At 69.3% G+C, this 14744-nt stretch carries 12 protein-coding genes; 2 read left to right on the forward strand and 10 right to left on the reverse strand.

The window, feature by feature from the left end; genetic code table 11:
- Nucleotides 1-6: 6 nt before the first annotated feature.
- Nucleotides 7-660, forward strand: a complete 654-nt coding sequence (locus KA711_10440; GenBank protein MCM0609394.1) for a class II aldolase/adducin family protein — start codon at nucleotides 7-9, stop codon at nucleotides 658-660.
- A 231-nt stretch (nucleotides 661-891) separates the two neighbouring features.
- Nucleotides 892-2664: an MCP four helix bundle domain-containing protein gene (locus tag KA711_10445; GenBank protein MCM0609395.1), complete on the forward strand. Its 1773-nt coding sequence runs from the start codon at nucleotides 892-894 to the stop codon at nucleotides 2662-2664.
- A 91-nt stretch (nucleotides 2665-2755) separates the two neighbouring features.
- Here KA711_10445 and KA711_10450 read toward each other — a convergent pair whose 3' ends face one another.
- The 10 genes from KA711_10450 to KA711_10495 all read right to left on the reverse strand — a co-directional run bounded on the left by KA711_10450 (nucleotide 2756) and on the right by KA711_10495 (nucleotide 14740).
- Nucleotides 2756-3988: a saccharopine dehydrogenase NADP-binding domain-containing protein gene (locus KA711_10450; GenBank protein MCM0609396.1), complete on the reverse strand. Its 1233-nt coding sequence runs from the start codon at nucleotides 3986-3988 to the stop codon at nucleotides 2756-2758.
- A complete protein-coding gene (locus KA711_10455; GenBank protein ID MCM0609397.1) occupies nucleotides 3985-4893 on the reverse strand; it encodes a DMT family transporter in 909 nt (302 codons plus the stop codon). Before KA711_10455 ends, KA711_10450 begins: the two co-directional genes overlap by 4 nt.
- A 10-nt stretch (nucleotides 4894-4903) precedes the next feature.
- Nucleotides 4904-6220: a type III glutamate--ammonia ligase gene (locus tag KA711_10460; GenBank protein ID MCM0609398.1), complete on the reverse strand. Its 1317-nt coding sequence runs from the start codon at nucleotides 6218-6220 to the stop codon at nucleotides 4904-4906.
- Nucleotides 6217-7710 (reverse strand): aldehyde dehydrogenase, encoded by a 1494-nt coding sequence (locus KA711_10465; GenBank protein MCM0609399.1) that lies wholly within the window; start codon nucleotides 7708-7710, stop codon nucleotides 6217-6219. The genes KA711_10460 and KA711_10465 overlap by 4 nt, the downstream gene beginning before the upstream one ends.
- Complete coding sequence (locus KA711_10470; GenBank protein ID MCM0609400.1) at nucleotides 7710-9152, reverse strand: DUF3138 family protein; 1443 nt, start codon at nucleotides 9150-9152, stop codon at nucleotides 7710-7712. The genes KA711_10465 and KA711_10470 overlap by 1 nt, the downstream gene beginning before the upstream one ends.
- A gap of 38 nt (nucleotides 9153-9190) precedes the next feature.
- Nucleotides 9191-10030 carry an ABC transporter permease subunit gene (locus tag KA711_10475; GenBank protein MCM0609401.1) on the reverse strand — a complete coding sequence of 280 codons (840 nt, stop codon included), beginning with the start codon at nucleotides 10028-10030 and terminating at the stop codon, nucleotides 9191-9193.
- Nucleotides 10031-10037: 7 nt separating this feature from the next.
- Nucleotides 10038-10967, reverse strand: a complete 930-nt coding sequence (locus KA711_10480; protein ID MCM0609402.1) for an ABC transporter permease subunit — start codon at nucleotides 10965-10967, stop codon at nucleotides 10038-10040.
- Nucleotides 10968-10989: 22 nt separating this feature from the next.
- The gene (gene potA, locus KA711_10485) at nucleotides 10990-12108 is read right to left on the reverse strand and encodes a polyamine ABC transporter ATP-binding protein (protein ID MCM0609403.1); all 1119 of its coding nucleotides are present in this window, start codon (nucleotides 12106-12108) and stop codon (nucleotides 10990-10992) included.
- Between the two features lie 97 nt (nucleotides 12109-12205).
- On the reverse strand, nucleotides 12206-13312 hold the full coding sequence (locus KA711_10490; GenBank protein MCM0609404.1) for a polyamine ABC transporter substrate-binding protein: 1107 nt from the start codon (nucleotides 13310-13312) through the stop codon (nucleotides 12206-12208).
- A 36-nt stretch (nucleotides 13313-13348) separates the two neighbouring features.
- On the reverse strand, nucleotides 13349-14740 hold the full coding sequence (locus tag KA711_10495) for an aspartate aminotransferase family protein (GenBank protein ID MCM0609405.1): 1392 nt from the start codon (nucleotides 14738-14740) through the stop codon (nucleotides 13349-13351).
- Nucleotides 14741-14744: the final 4 nt, after the last annotated feature.

The following is a 14744-nucleotide window of genomic DNA, read 5'->3' on the forward strand; positions in this document are numbered from 1 at the left end:
AGCCCCATGAGCGCCGACGAGGCCCGCCGCGCAGAGCTGGTGGCCACCGTGCGCCGGCTCGATGCGCACGGTCTCAACCGCGGCAGCACCGGCAACGCCAGCGTGCGCGACGCGGCGGGGCAGGGCGTGTGGATCACGCCCACCGGCATGGGCGCCGAGGTCGAGCCGGACGATCTGGTGTGGCTCTCGCTCGATGGGGCGCAGGTGCGCGGGCGCTGGCAGCCCAGCAGCGAGTGGCACTTTCACCTGGCGGCACACCGCGCGCGGCCCGGCCGCCAGGCCGTGCTGCACACCCACAGCCCGCACGCCACGGCGCTGGCCTGCCTGCGGCGGCCGTTGCCGCCCTTCCACTACATGGTGGCCATCGCCGGTGGCCACGAAGTGCCGCTGGTGCCCTACCACCTGTTCGGCACCGAGGCGCTGTCGCAGGGCGTGGGCGCGGCCCTGGCCGAGGTGGATGCCTGCCTGCTGGCCAACCACGGCCTCATCGCGGCCGGCAGCAGCCTGGCACAGGCCGAGAAGGTGCTGACGGAGATCGAGGCGCTGTGCGGCGTCTACCTGCAGGCCATGGCCGTGGGTGAGCCCGCGCTGCTCAGCCCCGCCGACATGGCCGAGGTGCAGGAGCGCTTCCGAGACTACGGCCGCGCGCGGCGGTCGTGAGCCATCGGTGGCCGCACGGTCAGCCGATCTCGGGTCCACCCGCCCGGCCGAATCAAGTATGCCAAGCAGGGACTTTTTCTCGGGCTCATGTTGCCCCGGTTGTGGACGATATGGACTCCGTGATGGACGCGATCCCGAGCAGATGGGCCTGAGCGCGCTGAGGTCCGCATCCCATCCCCCATGAACACCCGATCAACATCAAACCGCCCCTTTTGTGAAGTGAATCGGAACATGACACTGATCAAGTCGATTGGCCTCACCGGCCGCTTGTACACCGCCGTCGCGTTGGTCATCGTCGGCCTCGTGGCCTCTTCGGTCTACACGGCCCAGCAGCTCGGCCAGATCGACGCCGGCACGGAGCGCGCCGAGCGCGTGCTGGTGCCGCAGCTCGATCGCATGGCCGACGTCGAACTGGCCATCACCCGCAGCTCGCTCCAGGTGCGCCACGCCATGTTGGCGCGCACGCCCGAAGAGCGGGCCGCAACCCTGGCCAGCATCGGCCAGCTCAAGTCCAACATCGACGCGCTGATGGCCGAGTTCGAGAAGAACTTGTCCACCGATGCGGGCCGCAAGCGCATCGGTGGCTTGAAGGCCGCCATGGCGAACTTCTGGACGGTGGGCGGCGAGAACATCGGCTTGATCAAGGCAGGCGACACCGCCGGGGCCTTCGCCTTCCTGGTGGACAAGACCATCCCTGCGCGCGACGCGCTGCTTACCCAGATCTCCGAGACGGTCAACTACCAGGAAGACACCCTGCGTTCCCAGATCGCCGCGGTGCGAGGGCCGGCCACGAGCACGCGCAACGGCGTCATCGCAATGGGCATCGCCATCTCCCTGGGCCTGATGTTGCTGGCCTGGACCGTGGGCAACCAGCTGCGGGGCCGGGTGCGCGAGGCGCGGGAAACCGCCGAACGGGTTCGTGATGGCGACTTCGCCCGAGCGGTGGTCGACCCCAGACGCGACGAGTTCTCGCCCCTCATCGCAGCCTTGGGCGAGATGCAGACCTCGCTGACCCGCGTGGTGGTCGAGGTGCGTGCCAATGCCGAGAACGTGGCCACGGCCAGCGCGCAGATCGCCCAGGGCAACAAGGACCTGAGCCACCGCACGGAGCAGCAGGCCAGTTCGCTGCAGCAGACCGCCGCCACGATGGAAGAGCTGGGCACGACGGTGCGCCAGAACGCCGACAACGCCCAGCAGGCCAACCAGCTGGCGCGCGCCGCCTCGGGCGTGGCGGTCAAGGGCGGCGAAGTCGTGGGTCAGGTGGTCGAGACCATGAAGGGCATCAGCGACAGCTCGCGTCGCATTGCCGACATCATCGGCACCATCGATGGCATCGCTTTCCAGACCAACATCCTGGCGCTGAATGCCGCGGTGGAAGCGGCGCGTGCCGGCGAGCAAGGTCGCGGGTTTGCCGTCGTGGCCAGCGAAGTCCGCAGCCTGGCGCAGCGCAGCGCCGAGGCGGCCAAGGAGATCAAGAGTCTGATCGGTGCCAGCGTGGAGCGTGTCGAGGAAGGCACTGCCCTGGTCGGCAAGGCCGGGCAGACCATGGACGAGGTGGTGAGTTCGATCCGTCGCGTGACCGACATCGTCGGTGAGATCAGCTCGGCTTCGGTGGAGCAGAGCAGCGGCGTCGGCCAAGTGGGTCAGGCCGTGACCCAGATGGACCAGGCCACGCAGCAGAACGCCGCGCTGGTGGAACAGAGCGCCGCCGCCGCGGAGAGCCTGAAGACCCAGGCCGATACCCTGGTGCGGACGGTGAGCGTGTTCAAGCTCGCGCACGGCCCGCAGGCCACAGCCACGCCGACAGCCGCCGCCCCGCAGGATGGCCACAGCATCGGGCGTCGCAGCCCGGTTCGGGCCACCCATGTGACGCGACCCGAATTCGGCAAGAAGGCGGCGGCACCGCTCCCTGCGGCGCCGCCGGCCAAGGCGCCCGAGGCGGCACAGGCAGCCGAATCAGCGCCGCAGAAGACCGGCACCGACGACGAGTGGGCGAGCTTCTGATCGCCGCAGCCCGGTCTTGAGCCGTCGCCCGCGACGCCGGGTTGGTGGGCGACAAGCCATCGACGCAGCGCGGGCGGGGCTCCTCAGCCTTTCATGCCCCCTTCGCCTCGCCGAGCGACTCCGGCACGAAGCGCAGCTCGGCCAGCCGTTCCAGCTCGGGCAGGGCGTCCATTCCCAGCGCGGCGCCCGGGGTGAGGAGCCCTGCGGGCGCGGCGTCCTGGCGCAGCAGGGTGCGCGCGCAGGCCACGATGACGCGGCTGGTGGCGCCGTAGCCGGGGTCGCGCCGGCCGATCACGCGCAGCGCATGGCGCTGGCCGTCGGCGCCCAGACCGCTGACGTGGATCTCGTAGCGGCCGGCCTCGCGCGCGGCCGGCGACGGGCCTTTGCCGGGGCCGGGCAACACCAGGTGCCGCAGCAGCGCGCGGCCGGGCCGCGAAGCCAGCAGCCGGTCTTGCAGACGCTGCTGGCGGACGACGCCGCGCGCGCGCAACTCGCCTTCCAGGCCGGCGCCGCAGGCGATGCGCTCGTCGTACACGAAGCCCTCGCCCCAGCGGTGGCCCAGCAGCGCGTTGGTGCGGTGCACGTTCTTGGTGTTGATGGCCGCCATCACGAAGGGCGCGCTCCACTGGCCGAGGTCGTCGTCGTAGCTCACCTCGGCCGTCGAGGGCTGCGGCGGGCCCTGGAAGTCGGGCACCAGCGCAAACGGGTTGGCCATGTCGCGCGCCGCCTGCGGGTCGCGCGCCGTGGCCGCCAGCGTGGCCAGCAGGCTGGCCGCGGTGCCGCCGGAGTAGCCCCCCTTCATCACCAGCACGCGCGACTTCACCGCGCCCAGCGCCTGGCCCGTGCGCGAGCGCGCCAGGTACTGAAGCGCCAGGACGCCCAGATCGAAAGGCACGGAGTCGAAGCCGCAGGAGAACACGATGCGGGCGCCGCTGGCGCGCGCCGCAGCGTCATGTCGGCGGATCATTGCGGCCATCCAGGCCGGCTCGCCGCAGAGGTCGTGGTAGTGGGTGCAGGCGGCGATGCAGGCCCGCAACAGCGCCTCGCCGCCCAACTGATACGGCCCGACGGTGCTGATGACGGCCCGCGTGCGCAGCGCCAGGCGCAGCAGGGCGGCCGGGTCGCCTGCATCGGCCTCGATCAGCGGGTGGTCTCGGGCCAGTCCCAGCGCCGCGGCCAAGGCGCGCAGCTTGCCGCCGCTGCGCCCGGCCAGCGCCCAGCGCAAGCCGTCGCCGCCGCCGTGCAGGGCCATCACCTCGGCCACCAGACGGCCCGTGTAGCCCGTGGCGCCAAACACCACGAGATCCAGTTCGCGTTGATTCATGTGTTGGCCTTGTCTGGCCAGGTGGCCAGCAGCAGCCCCGCCAGTCCCAGCCCGAAGGCCAGCACGTGGACGGCGCCGAAAGATTCGCCCAGCACACCGATGCCCACCAGCGCGGCGCTCACCGGCAGCATCACCGTGAAGACCCCGGCGCGCGACGAGGGCACGTGCCGCAGCCCCTGCATCCACAGCCACACCGTCACCATGCTGGCAGCCACGGCGTAGAACACCAACAGCCCCCAGGTGGGCCCGGTGACGGCGCCGAAGTCGAAGGACAAGGCCTGCCACAGCCCGAAGGGCGTGACCAGCGCCAGCCCCCACAGGTTGATCAGCGCACTGATGCGCCGCGCCGGCACGCGGCCGCTGAGCCGCTTGCCGATGACGACGTAGCTGGCCTCGCAGACCACCGCCGCGAGCAGCAGTGCATAGCCCCATGGCGAGGCGGCAGACGCAGTGCCGGCGCCGCCCTCGCCAACCCGGGCCAGCGCCAGCAGGCCGATGCCCAGCGCCGCGCAACCGATGGCGCCGGCCACGCGCGGCGTGATGCGCTCGCCCAGGAACAGCCACGACATCAGCGCCACTGTCGCCGGGATGGCGGCCATGGTCACTCCAGCGGCCAGTGCGGAACTCAGCGCCACGCCATAAAGCATGCAGATGCTGAAGAGGAAGTTGCCGAGGAAGCTCTCCCAGAACAACAGCACGCGGTCGGGGCGCGACAGCGCCGGCTCGCCCGGGCGCCGCCGCACCCAGTGCGCCATGGCCACGGCGGCGATGCCGAAGCGCAGCCAGGCCAGCAGCAGCACCGGGAACACGGCCACCAGCAGCTTGCTCAGGCCCACGTAGCTGCCCACCAGCGCCATGCTGGCGGCGAGGCTGGCGTAGGCCCAGGCCGGTGGGTGCGAAGTCACTGCGGCGGCGTCAGAACGCGGTGGCGTGGCGCTCGCGTTCCCAGTCCGACACGTGGCTGCGCCAGGCCTGGGACTCGGCGCGCTTGAGCGCCACGAACTCGCGCAGCAGCGCCGGGCCGAGCGTGGCCGTCACCACGGCATCGGCTTCGAGTGCATCCAGCGCTTCGTCCAGCAGCGCGGGCAGGCGCGGCAGTTCGGGGTGCGGCACTTCGGAGAGGTCGTGCGTGCAGGCCGGTCCGGGGTCGAGGCGGCGGGCGAGGCCGTCCAGGCCGGCGTCGATGAGCGTCGCGCAGGCCAGGTAGACGTTGGCCGAGGCATCAGGCACGCGCCACTCGAAGCGCCCGGGCAGCGTGCGCACCGGGGCCGTTCGGTTGTTGGGGCCGTGGGCCACGACGGCCGGCGACCAGGTGGTGCCGCTGATCGACGCCGTGGCCCCAAGCCGCTTGTACGAGTTGACGGTGGGCGCGGCCAGCGCGGTGAGTGCGCGCGCGTGGGCCAGCACGCCGCCGATGAAGTGGCGCAGAGCGGCCTCGTCGGCCGGTGTGGCCGCGCCTCGCCACAGCGAGACATGGAAGTGCAGCCCGCTGCCCGGCTGACCTTCGAAGGGCTTGGGCATCATCGAGAACAGGCGCCCGTGGCGTTCGGCCAGCGCCTGCGCGGCCAGCTTGAACAGCATCAGCCGGTCGCAGCTGGCCAGCGCCTCGGCATGGCGCCAGTTCAGCTCGTACTGGCCGTGCGCGTCTTCGTGGTCGATCTGCTGCACCTCGAAGCCGCAGGCCTCGAGCGCGGCTCGCAGTTCGTGCAGCAAGGGCCAGGGCCGCTGCAGCGAGGCGAGGTCGTAGCTGGGCTTGGACAGCCGGTCGTGGTCGTCGGCCGCCACGATGCGGCCGGCAGCATCGCGCTTGAGCAGGAAGAACTCGGGTTCGATGCCCAACTGCATCGACAAGCCCGCGGCGCGCAGCCGCGCCAGTGCGCGGTGCAGCACCTGGCGCGGACAGGCCTCGAAGGGCTGGCCATCGACAAAGCCGTCGCCCACGATGCGCGCCACGCCGGGCAGCCAGGGCAGGGGCTGGATGGTGGCGGCATCGCCGCGTGCGCAGTACTCGGCGCGCGGGCCCGTGCGCGGCAGGCCAGTGCCCCAGATGGACGGGCCGGCGAAGCCGGCGCCCGTGGCCAGCAGTTCGGGCAGTTGAGCCAGCGGCACCAGCTTGCCCTTGGCAGTGCCGTGCACGTCGGCAAACTGCACCAGAAGCGTGTGGATGCCGGCGGCCGCAAGGCGTGTCTGCAGGGCTTCGACAGGCTCAGCCCGAACGGCGGGATCGATCATGCCGGGTCGATGCGGATCCAGGTGGTCTTGAGCTCGGTCACCTTGTCGAAGGCGTGCAAGCTCTTGTCGCGGCCGTTGCCGCTTTGCTTGACGCCACCGAAGGGGACGGTGATGTCGTCCTCGTCGTACTGGTTCACGTGCACGGTGCCGGCGCGCAGCGCGCGCGCCACGCGGTGGGCGCGGCTGAGCTTGTCGCTCCAGACGCTGGCCTGCAGCCCGTAGGCGCTGGCGTTGGCGATGGCCACGGCCTCGGCCTCGGTCCTGAACGTGAGGATGCCCATGACGGGGCCGAAGATCTCCTCGCGCGCAATGGTCATGCTGTTGACGACGCCGTCGAAGACCGTGGGCTCCACGAAGAAGCCGCCCGTGTCCTCGCGCACGCGGCGGCCACCGGTGACGAGGCGCGCACCTTCGCTCTTGCCGGCTTCGATGTAGCGCAGCACGGTGCTCATCTGCGGCTCGTCGACGAGGGCGCCGAGCACGGTGCCGGGGTCGAGCGGGTGGCCGGGCGCGTACTGCGGCGCCTCGGCGGCGACGATCTCGGTGAAGCGCTGAGCGATGCGCTCGTGCACCAGCACGCGCGAAGGCGCGTTGCAGCTCTCGCCCTGGTTGAAGAACAGGCTGGCGGCCACGGTCTTGGCGGCGCGCTCGACGTCGGCGAAGTCGTCGAACACCACGAAGGCGCTCTTGCCGCCGAGCTCGTTGAACACGCGCTTGAGGTTGCTGCGGCCGGCGTACTCCAGCATGCGGCGGCCGGTGCGCGTGCTGCCCGTAAAGCCGAGTGCATCCACGTCCAGGTGCAGCGCCAGCGCCTCGCCGGCCTCGGGGCCGTAGCCGGGCACGACGTTGAACACGCCCGGCGGCAGCCCGGCCTCCACGGCGAGTTCGGCCAGGCGCAGCGCCGTGAGCGGGCTCTTCTCGCTGGGCTTGAGCACCACCGAGTTGCCGGCCGCCAACGCAGGCCCCAGCTTCCAGGCGGCCATGATCATGGGGTAGTTCCAGGGCACGATGGCGCCCACCACCCCCACCGGCTCGCGCGTGATCAGGGCCAGCGCCGAAGCCGGCGTGGGTGCGATCTCGTCGTAGACCTTGTCCACGGCCTCGGCGTACCAGGCGATGGTGCGTGCGGTGCTGGGCACATCGACCGTGAGCGAATACTGGATGGGCTTGCCCATGTCCAGCGTCTCCAGCAGCGCGAGCTCGTCGCGGGCGCCGAGGATCTTGTCGGCAAAACGCTGCAGGACCTTCTTGCGCGCCGCCGGGGGCTTGCCGCACCAGCGGCGGTCTTCGAAGGCGGCGCGGGCGCTGGCCACGGCGGCGTCCACGTCGGCTGCCGCGCCGCGCGCCACCGATGCCAACACGCGACCGTCGATGGGGCTCAGGCAGGCAAAGGTCTCGCCGCTGACGGCCGTGCGACGCTGGCCGTCGATGACGGCGCGGCCGTCGATGGCCAGCGCGGCGGCGCGCGCCGCCCAGTCGACGGCAGCCATCAGAAGCTCACGACCACCGAAGCGCCGAGCAGCGTGTTGCTCTTGTAGTAGCGGCTGCTCTTGGTGTCGTAGAAGACCGGCTGGCTGGCACCGTCCTGGCGCAGCTCGAACTTGACGACGGTGTTCTCGTCGTAGAGGTAGTTCATGCCCAGCGTGAGCGCCCAGCGGTTGCTGCCCACGCTCTCGCTCTTGGCGTAGTTGCCGTCGGCGTCGAGGCCCCGGCCGATGCCGTTGATGCCGTCGTCAAAGCTGTAGCCGAGCAGGCCGCCGCCGTTTTTCTTGTTGTTGATGTAGTCGGCACGCAGCACGCCTTCCAGACGCGGCGTGACCTTGTAGGCCACCGTGCTTGACAGACCCCACCAGCGCGCGTCGCGCAACTGGCCGTCGCTGTTGTAGATGGCGGCACGCTTCTGCTGGCCGAAGCTGACCTGGCCGTACAGGCTCCAGTCGCCGCGCGTGAAGTAGGCGTCGACCTCGAAGAGGTTGGCCATGGTGTTCTTGCCGGCGCCCGGGAAAGGCGTGTCCTCGAAAATCGCATCGCCGGTGTCCGGGTCGGTCTCCCCGGTGTCGACGCTGTAGGTGCCGTCGGCCGCGAAGTTGGGGATCTTCCCGTGCACCCCGCTGAAGCCGAAGCCCGAGAACTCGCCCTTGGAGTAGTCAACCCGGTAGATGATGACCGGCGAGTTGTTGCCTGGGCTCTGGCGTGCGCTGTTGAAGTTGGCCAGGCCGACGCGGCTCCACCACTTGCCGCGCGTCACGTCGAGCACGGCACCGGTGTAGTTCGTGGGCGCCGTGAAATCGAAGAGCAGGTTGTGCGTGATCAGCTTGTTGCCGGCCGGCAGCGTGATCTCGTAGCCCGTCCAGTCGGGGATCTGGCCCAGCCACAGGCGGGTCTGCAGGTCGGACAGCGGCAGCGACACCGAGGCCTCGTGCACGATGGATCGGCTGTTGGCCACCGCACCGGTGCCGCGCTCGGGCGCCAGGGTCAGCTTCCACTTCGTGCCGCCTTCGGTCTCTTTCTCGAAGTCGATGACGGCCATGCCGAAGTAGCCGTTGTCGTAGGTGTAGCGCGCGTCGCCGTTGTTCAGGAAGACGAAGGTGCGGTCATTCTGGCGGCGGTTGACGATGTAGGTGGGATCGATCTGGCCGCTGATCTTCAGGCCCTTGAAGCCCTGGTCGGTGAAGTTGTCCTGCAACGCCTCGGTCTTGACGGCGATGCGGCTGACCTCGCGCGCCTGCTCCGGCGTCATGCCCCACTCGCCCGGTTTGGGCGCGGCCGGCTGGGCGCGCGCCTGCCGCTCCAGCTGCTCCACGCGCTCGCGCAGCGCCTTGATCTCCTGCAGCAGCGCGTCCTGGCCCTGCGCGGCCGCGGGCAGTGCGGTGGTGACGAGGGCGGCGGCGGCAATGGCGCGGAGCGCGGTGTTCGGGGCAGGGCAGGTCATGGGTTCTCCTCGGCCGGTTGTGGGTTCTCGATCAGGGCTCAGCCGCGGGTGGCGGCGGCCATCTCCTGCTGGCGGCGGCGTTCGCCGCGCGCAATGAGGTAGCTCGCGAGCACCACGCCCACGGCCACCACGACCACGGTCACCGTGGCCACGGCGTTGACGCTGGGATTGAGCCCCAGCCTCGCGCGCGAAAAGATCACCAGCGGCATCGTCGTCGAGCCGGGGCCCGAGAGGAAGGCCGACAGCACGACGTCGTCGAGGCTGAGCGTGAAGGTCAGCAGCCAGGCCGAGACCAGGCTCTGCGCGATCATGGGCAGCGTGACCAGCCAGAACACCTGGTGCGGCTTCGCACCCAGGTCCATGGCGGCTTCTTCGAGCTGGGGGTTGAGGTCTTGCAGCCGGGCCTGCACCACCACGGTGGCGTAGGCCATGCCCAGCAGCAGGTGCCCGAGCCAGATGGTGAACAGGCCGCGCTCGGGAAAGCCCAGCGCGCGCTGCACGCTGACCATCATGAGCAGCAGGCTCAGGCCCACCACCACCTCGGGCATCACCAACGGGGCGCTGACCATGCCGGAGAACAGCGTGCGTCCCTTGAAACGCTTGTACTTGACGAGGGCAAAAGCCGCCAGCGTGCCCAGCACCACCGAGCCGCAGGCCGTGAGCAGCGCGATCTTGAGACTCAGCCACAGGCCGGAGAGCATCTCCTGGTCGCGCAGCAGGGCCTCGTACCACTTGAGCGTGAAACCGCGCCAGACGTTGGGGATGGGCGAGTCGTTGAACGAGAAGACGATCAGCGCAACGATCGGCAGGTACAGGAACAGAAAGCCCGCAGACAGCCAGCCCCGGCTGAACCAGCGGTTGAAGTCGGCGGCCCTCATGGTGTGCTCACCGCTGCTCGGCCGCCTCGGCCTGGTATTTGTTGAAGATCGCCAGCGGCACGATGATCAGCAGGATCATCACCACGGCCACGCTCGAGGCCATCGGCCAGTCGTTGTTGCTGAAGAACTCGTCCCAGAGCACGCGGCCGATCATCAGCGTCTCGGGGCCGCCGAGCAGCTCGGGGATCACGAACTCGCCGATGCACGGAATGAACACCAGCATGCTGCCGGCGATGATGCCGGCCTTGGACAGCGGCACGGTGATCTTCCAGAACGCCGTCCACGGGGTGGCGCCGAGGTCGGCCGCGGCCTCCAGCAGGCGCAGATCCATCTTCGCGAGGCTGGCGTACAGCGGCAGGATCATGAAGGGCAGATAGGTGTAGGTCATGCCCAGCACGAGCGAAAACGGCGTGTGCATGAGGTTGCCGGGCGCGCTGATCATGCCCAGGGCGTACAGCACCCGGTCCAGGCCGAGGCCGACGACGAGCTCGGCCACCCAGCCGCCGTCGGTGAGCAGCCCGCGCCAGGCGTACACGCGCAGCAGGAAGCTCGTCCAGAAGGGCAGCATCACCAGCATCAGCAGCGCCGGCTGCACCGTGCTCTTGGCGCGCGCCATGAAGTAGGCGAAGGGGTAGCCGATGAACAGGCACAGCAGCGTGGTCGCCCCGGCGTATTGCAGGCTGTTGAGATAGGTCTGCCAGTACAGCGGATCGGCGGCGATGAACTGGTAGCTGCCGAACTTCAGCGAGACCGTCAACACGCCCTCGGACCAGGTGAGGATGTCCTTGAACGTGACGGTCTCCATCTCGGAGACGCTGATCTTGCCGACGATGAAGAACGGCGCCATGAAGAACAGCAGCAGGAACAGGAAGGGCAGCGCGATGACGAGCCCACGCCCACCAAAGGTGCTGATCACCAGGCGCTGGAAGGCGTTCATCGGCGCCGCACCCATGCCAGGTTCACTGCGTGAGCACCACGTGGGCCGAGCGCGACCAGTGCGCCCAGACCGTGTCGCCCCAGGTGTAGTCGTCGTCGCGGTGGCGCTGCGTGTTGGCCAGGCTCACCTTGAGCAAGGCACCGCTGCCCAGCTGCACGTGGAACACGGTGTAGCTGCCGAAGTAGGACATCTCCTTGATCGTGCCCCGGGCCGTGTTGTAGGGGTCGGGCTGGCCGTCGGGCCCCAGCGGCTGATGGCGCGAGAGGTGGATCTTCTCGGGCCGCAGCGCCACCGTCACCGCCATGCCTTGCGTGCCGGTGATGCCGTGTCCCACGTAGTGCCGGCAGTCGGCGTTGCCCACCACGCAGTGGTCGGCCTCGTCTTCGTCGAGCGTGCCGGCCATGAGGTTGACGTTGCCGATGAAGTCGGCCACGAAGCGCGTGGCCGGCGTTTCGTAAAGATCGCCCGGCGCGCCCACCTGCAGGAAGCGTCCCTCGCTCATGATGGCGATGCGGCAGGCCATGGTCATGGCCTCTTCCTGGTCGTGCGTCACCATCACGCAGGTCACGCCCACGCTTTCGATGATGTTGACGAGCTCGATCTGCGTCTGCTCGCGCAGTTTCTTGTCGAGTGCGCCCAGCGGCTCGTCGAGCAACAGCAGGCGCGGCTGCTTGGCCAGGCTGCGCGCCAGTGCCACGCGCTGCTGCTGGCCGCCCGAGAGCTGGTGCGGCTTGCGCTTGGCGAACTTGGAAAGCTGCACCAGCTTGAGCATGGCCTCCACGCGCTCGGCCACTGTGTCGGACGGCAGACCCTCGCGCCGGAGGCCGAACGCGATGTTGTCCCAGACCGTGAGGTGCGGAAACAGCGCATAGCTCTGGAACATCATGTTCATCGGCCGCTGGTAGGGCGGCAGGCCGGCCAGGTCTTGCCCCTCCAGCACGATGCGGCCCGAGGTCGGCTGCTCGAAGCCGGCCAGCATGCGCAGCAGCGTGCTCTTGCCGCAGCCCGATGAGCCCAGCAACGCGAAGATCTCGCCCTTGGCGATGTCCAGGCTGACCTGGTTGACGGCCTTGAAGCCGTTGAAGTCCTTGACGACGTCCTGGATCTGCAGGAACGCCGGCTTCTCGGTGCTTGGGTTCATGGGTGCGGGCGCGGACGTCGCCGGGCCGCCGCAAGGCGGCCGCCGGCCCCCTCGCGGGGTGGCGAAGGCGCGCAGCGACAAACCCCGGGGCTCACGGTTAGAGACCAGTCTTGAACGAGGTGAAGGTGCGTGTCATCAGGCGCCGCAGGTCGTTGTTGATGGCGTCGGGCGGCACCATCTTCGACATGTCTTGCGGGCTGAGGAACACCGTGGGGTTGTTGGCCACCTCGGGCTTGATGTGGCGCCGGCTCTCGGCGTTGGGGTTGGCGTAGAGCACCTTGTTGGCGATAGCGGCGTGCACCTCGGGGCGCAGGATGTAGTTGATGAACTTGTGCGCGTTGCCCGGCCTTGGTGCATCGGCCGGGATCACCATGACATCAAAGAACAGCAGGCCACCGGTGCGGGGGATCAGCGTCTGGATGTTCTGGCCGGTCTTGCCGTCGATGGCGCGCTGGCGCGCCTGGCCGATGTCGCCGCTCCAGCCCAGGGCCACGCAGATGCTGCCGCTGGCCATGTCGTTGATGTAGCCCGAGCTGCTGAACAGCGTGACGTGCGGGCGCACGCTGCGCAGCAGTTGCGCGGCGGCGGCGTAGTCCGAGGGGTTCTTGCTGAACGACGGCCGGCCCAGGTAGTGCAGGGCGGCGGGCACCACCTCGGTGGCGCTGTCGAGGAAGCTCACGCCGCAGCTCTTGAGGCGGCTCACGTACTCGGGCTTGAACACCAGGTCCCAGGCGTTGTCGGGCATGGGCAGGTTGCCCAGGGCCGCCTTGACCTTGTCGACGTTGATGCCCACCGTGGTGTAGCCCCACAGCCAGTTGACCATGAAGTTGTTGCCCGGGTCCATGCGCGCCAACTGGGACTGCACGGCGGGGTCGAGGTTCTTCAGATTGGGCAGCAGGCTCTTGTCGAGCTGGCGCAGCAGGCCGCCGTCCATCTGCAGCTTGGCCCAGTGGGAGCTCGGGATGACGATGTCGTAGCCCGTCTTGCCCGCCACCAGCTTGGCGTGGACGATCTCGTTGTTGTCGAAGTTGTCGTAGCGCACCCGGATGCCGGTCTCGCGCTCGAAGTTGCGGATCGTGTCCTCGGCGATGTAGTCGGACCAGTTGTAGATGTTGAGGACCTTTTCCTCTTCCTGGGCCTGGGCCGGCAGCACGGCCGCGCAGGCCGCGGCGAGGGTGGCGATCAGGGCGAACTTCGTCTTCATGCGGTCATCCTCCGGACGGTAAGATCAGTCTAGCAATCAGCGGGCCCAGCCCTGCCCCCGGGCTTCCGCCAACGTCAGATCGAGGCAACGACGGATCAGCGCCACCATCTCGTCGATCTGCGCACGCGTGATCACCAGGGGCGGGGCAATGATCATGCGGTCGCCGACGGCACGCATGATCAGGCCCTCGCGGAAGCAATGGCCTCGGCACACCATGCCGATCTGGACCTCGTCGGGAAAGGCCACGCCGGTGGCCTTGTCCTTGACGAGCAGCAAAGCCCCCATCAGCCCGCAGGTCTCGGCGTCGCCCACCAGCGGGTGCTCGGCCAGTTCGCGGTACCGCGCGGCAAGGTAGGGCCCGACGTCGTCGTGCACGTGCTCCACCAGCCGCTGCTCGCGGATGAGCGCGATGTTGGCCAAGGCCACGGCGCAGGCCACCGGGTGGCCGCTGTAGGTGTAGCCGTGATTGAACTCGCCGCCGCGCTCGATGAGCGCCTCGGCCACCCGGCTGCCCACCAGCACGCCGCCCAGCGGGATGTAGCCGCTGGTCACGCCCTTGGCGAAGGTCATGAGGTCGGGCCGGAATCCCAGGGTCTCGCTGCCGAACCAGCGGCCGGTGCGGCCGAAGCCGCAGATGACCTCGTCGCTCACGAGCAGGATGCCGTGCTTGCGGCAGATGCGCTCGATCTCGGGCCAGTAGGTGGCCGGCGGGATGATCACGCCGCCGGCACCCTGCACGGGCTCGCCGATGAAGGCCGCGACCTTGTGCGCGCCGATGGCCTCGATGCGCTCTTCGAGCCAGCGCGCGGCCTGCAGGCCGAACGCATCTCGGCTGAGCCCCTGCGGGCGGCCGTGTGCCCACCAGTAAGGCTGCTCGATGTGCTCGATGCCCGGGATCGGCAACCCGCCCTGTGCGTGCATGCCGGCCATGCCGCCCAGCGAGGCGCCGGCCATCGTGCTGCCATGGTAGGCGTTGTGGCGGCTGATGATGACCGTGCGCTCGGGCTGCCCCATCACGTCCCAGTAGCGGCGCACCATGCGCACCACGGTGTCGTTGCCCTCGCTGCCGCTGCCACTGAAGAACACGTGCTGGAAGCCGGGTGCGACCTCGGCCAGCACCTCGGCCAGCTGGATGGCCGGGGGCGTGGCCGTCTGGAAGAAGGCGTTGTAGAAGGGCAGCTGCTTGAGCTGTGCCGTGGCCGCGTCCACCAGCGCCTGCTGGCCGTAGCCCACGTTCACGCACCACAGGCCGCTCATGGCGTCGAGGATCTTGTGCCCGTCGCTGTCCCAGAGGTAGATGTTGTCGGCGCGCTCGATGATCCGCGAGCCCTTGCGGGCCAGGCCCTTGAAGTCGGTGAAGGGGTGGAGGAAGTGCGCCGCGTCGGCGGCCTGCCAGTCCTGCGTGTTGCGTGGAGTGTGGGGTTGCATGGCG

Origin of the sequence: Ideonella sp. WA131b (assembly GCA_023657425.1) — a bacterium.
GTDB lineage: Bacteria > Pseudomonadota > Gammaproteobacteria > Burkholderiales > Burkholderiaceae_C > Rubrivivax.

Bases quoted from the DNA above. Each gene is read 5' to 3' on its own strand.
- KA711_10470 (MCM0609400.1), bottom strand. From the start codon at position 9,152: ATGACCTGCCCTGCCCCGAACACCGCGCTCCGCGCCATTGCCGCCGCC.
- KA711_10460 (MCM0609398.1), bottom strand. From the start codon at position 6,220: ATGATCGATCCCGCCGTTCGGGCTGAGCCTGTCGAAGCCCTGCAGACA.
- KA711_10440 (MCM0609394.1), top strand. From the start codon at position 7: ATGAGCGCCGACGAGGCCCGCCGCGCAGAGCTGGTGGCCACCGTGCGC.
- KA711_10465 (MCM0609399.1), bottom strand. From the start codon at position 7,710: ATGGCTGCCGTCGACTGGGCGGCGCGCGCCGCCGCGCTGGCCATCGAC.
- KA711_10445 (MCM0609395.1), top strand. From the start codon at position 892: ATGACACTGATCAAGTCGATTGGCCTCACCGGCCGCTTGTACACCGCC.
- KA711_10450 (MCM0609396.1), bottom strand. From the start codon at position 3,988: ATGAATCAACGCGAACTGGATCTCGTGGTGTTTGGCGCCACGGGCTAC.
- KA711_10475 (MCM0609401.1), bottom strand. From the start codon at position 10,030: ATGAGGGCCGCCGACTTCAACCGCTGGTTCAGCCGGGGCTGGCTGTCT.
- KA711_10495 (MCM0609405.1), bottom strand. From the start codon at position 14,740: ATGCAACCCCACACTCCACGCAACACGCAGGACTGGCAGGCCGCCGAC.
- KA711_10490 (MCM0609404.1), bottom strand. From the start codon at position 13,312: ATGAAGACGAAGTTCGCCCTGATCGCCACCCTCGCCGCGGCCTGCGCG.
- KA711_10480 (MCM0609402.1), bottom strand. From the start codon at position 10,967: ATGAACGCCTTCCAGCGCCTGGTGATCAGCACCTTTGGTGGGCGTGGG.
- potA (MCM0609403.1), bottom strand. From the start codon at position 12,108: ATGAACCCAAGCACCGAGAAGCCGGCGTTCCTGCAGATCCAGGACGTC.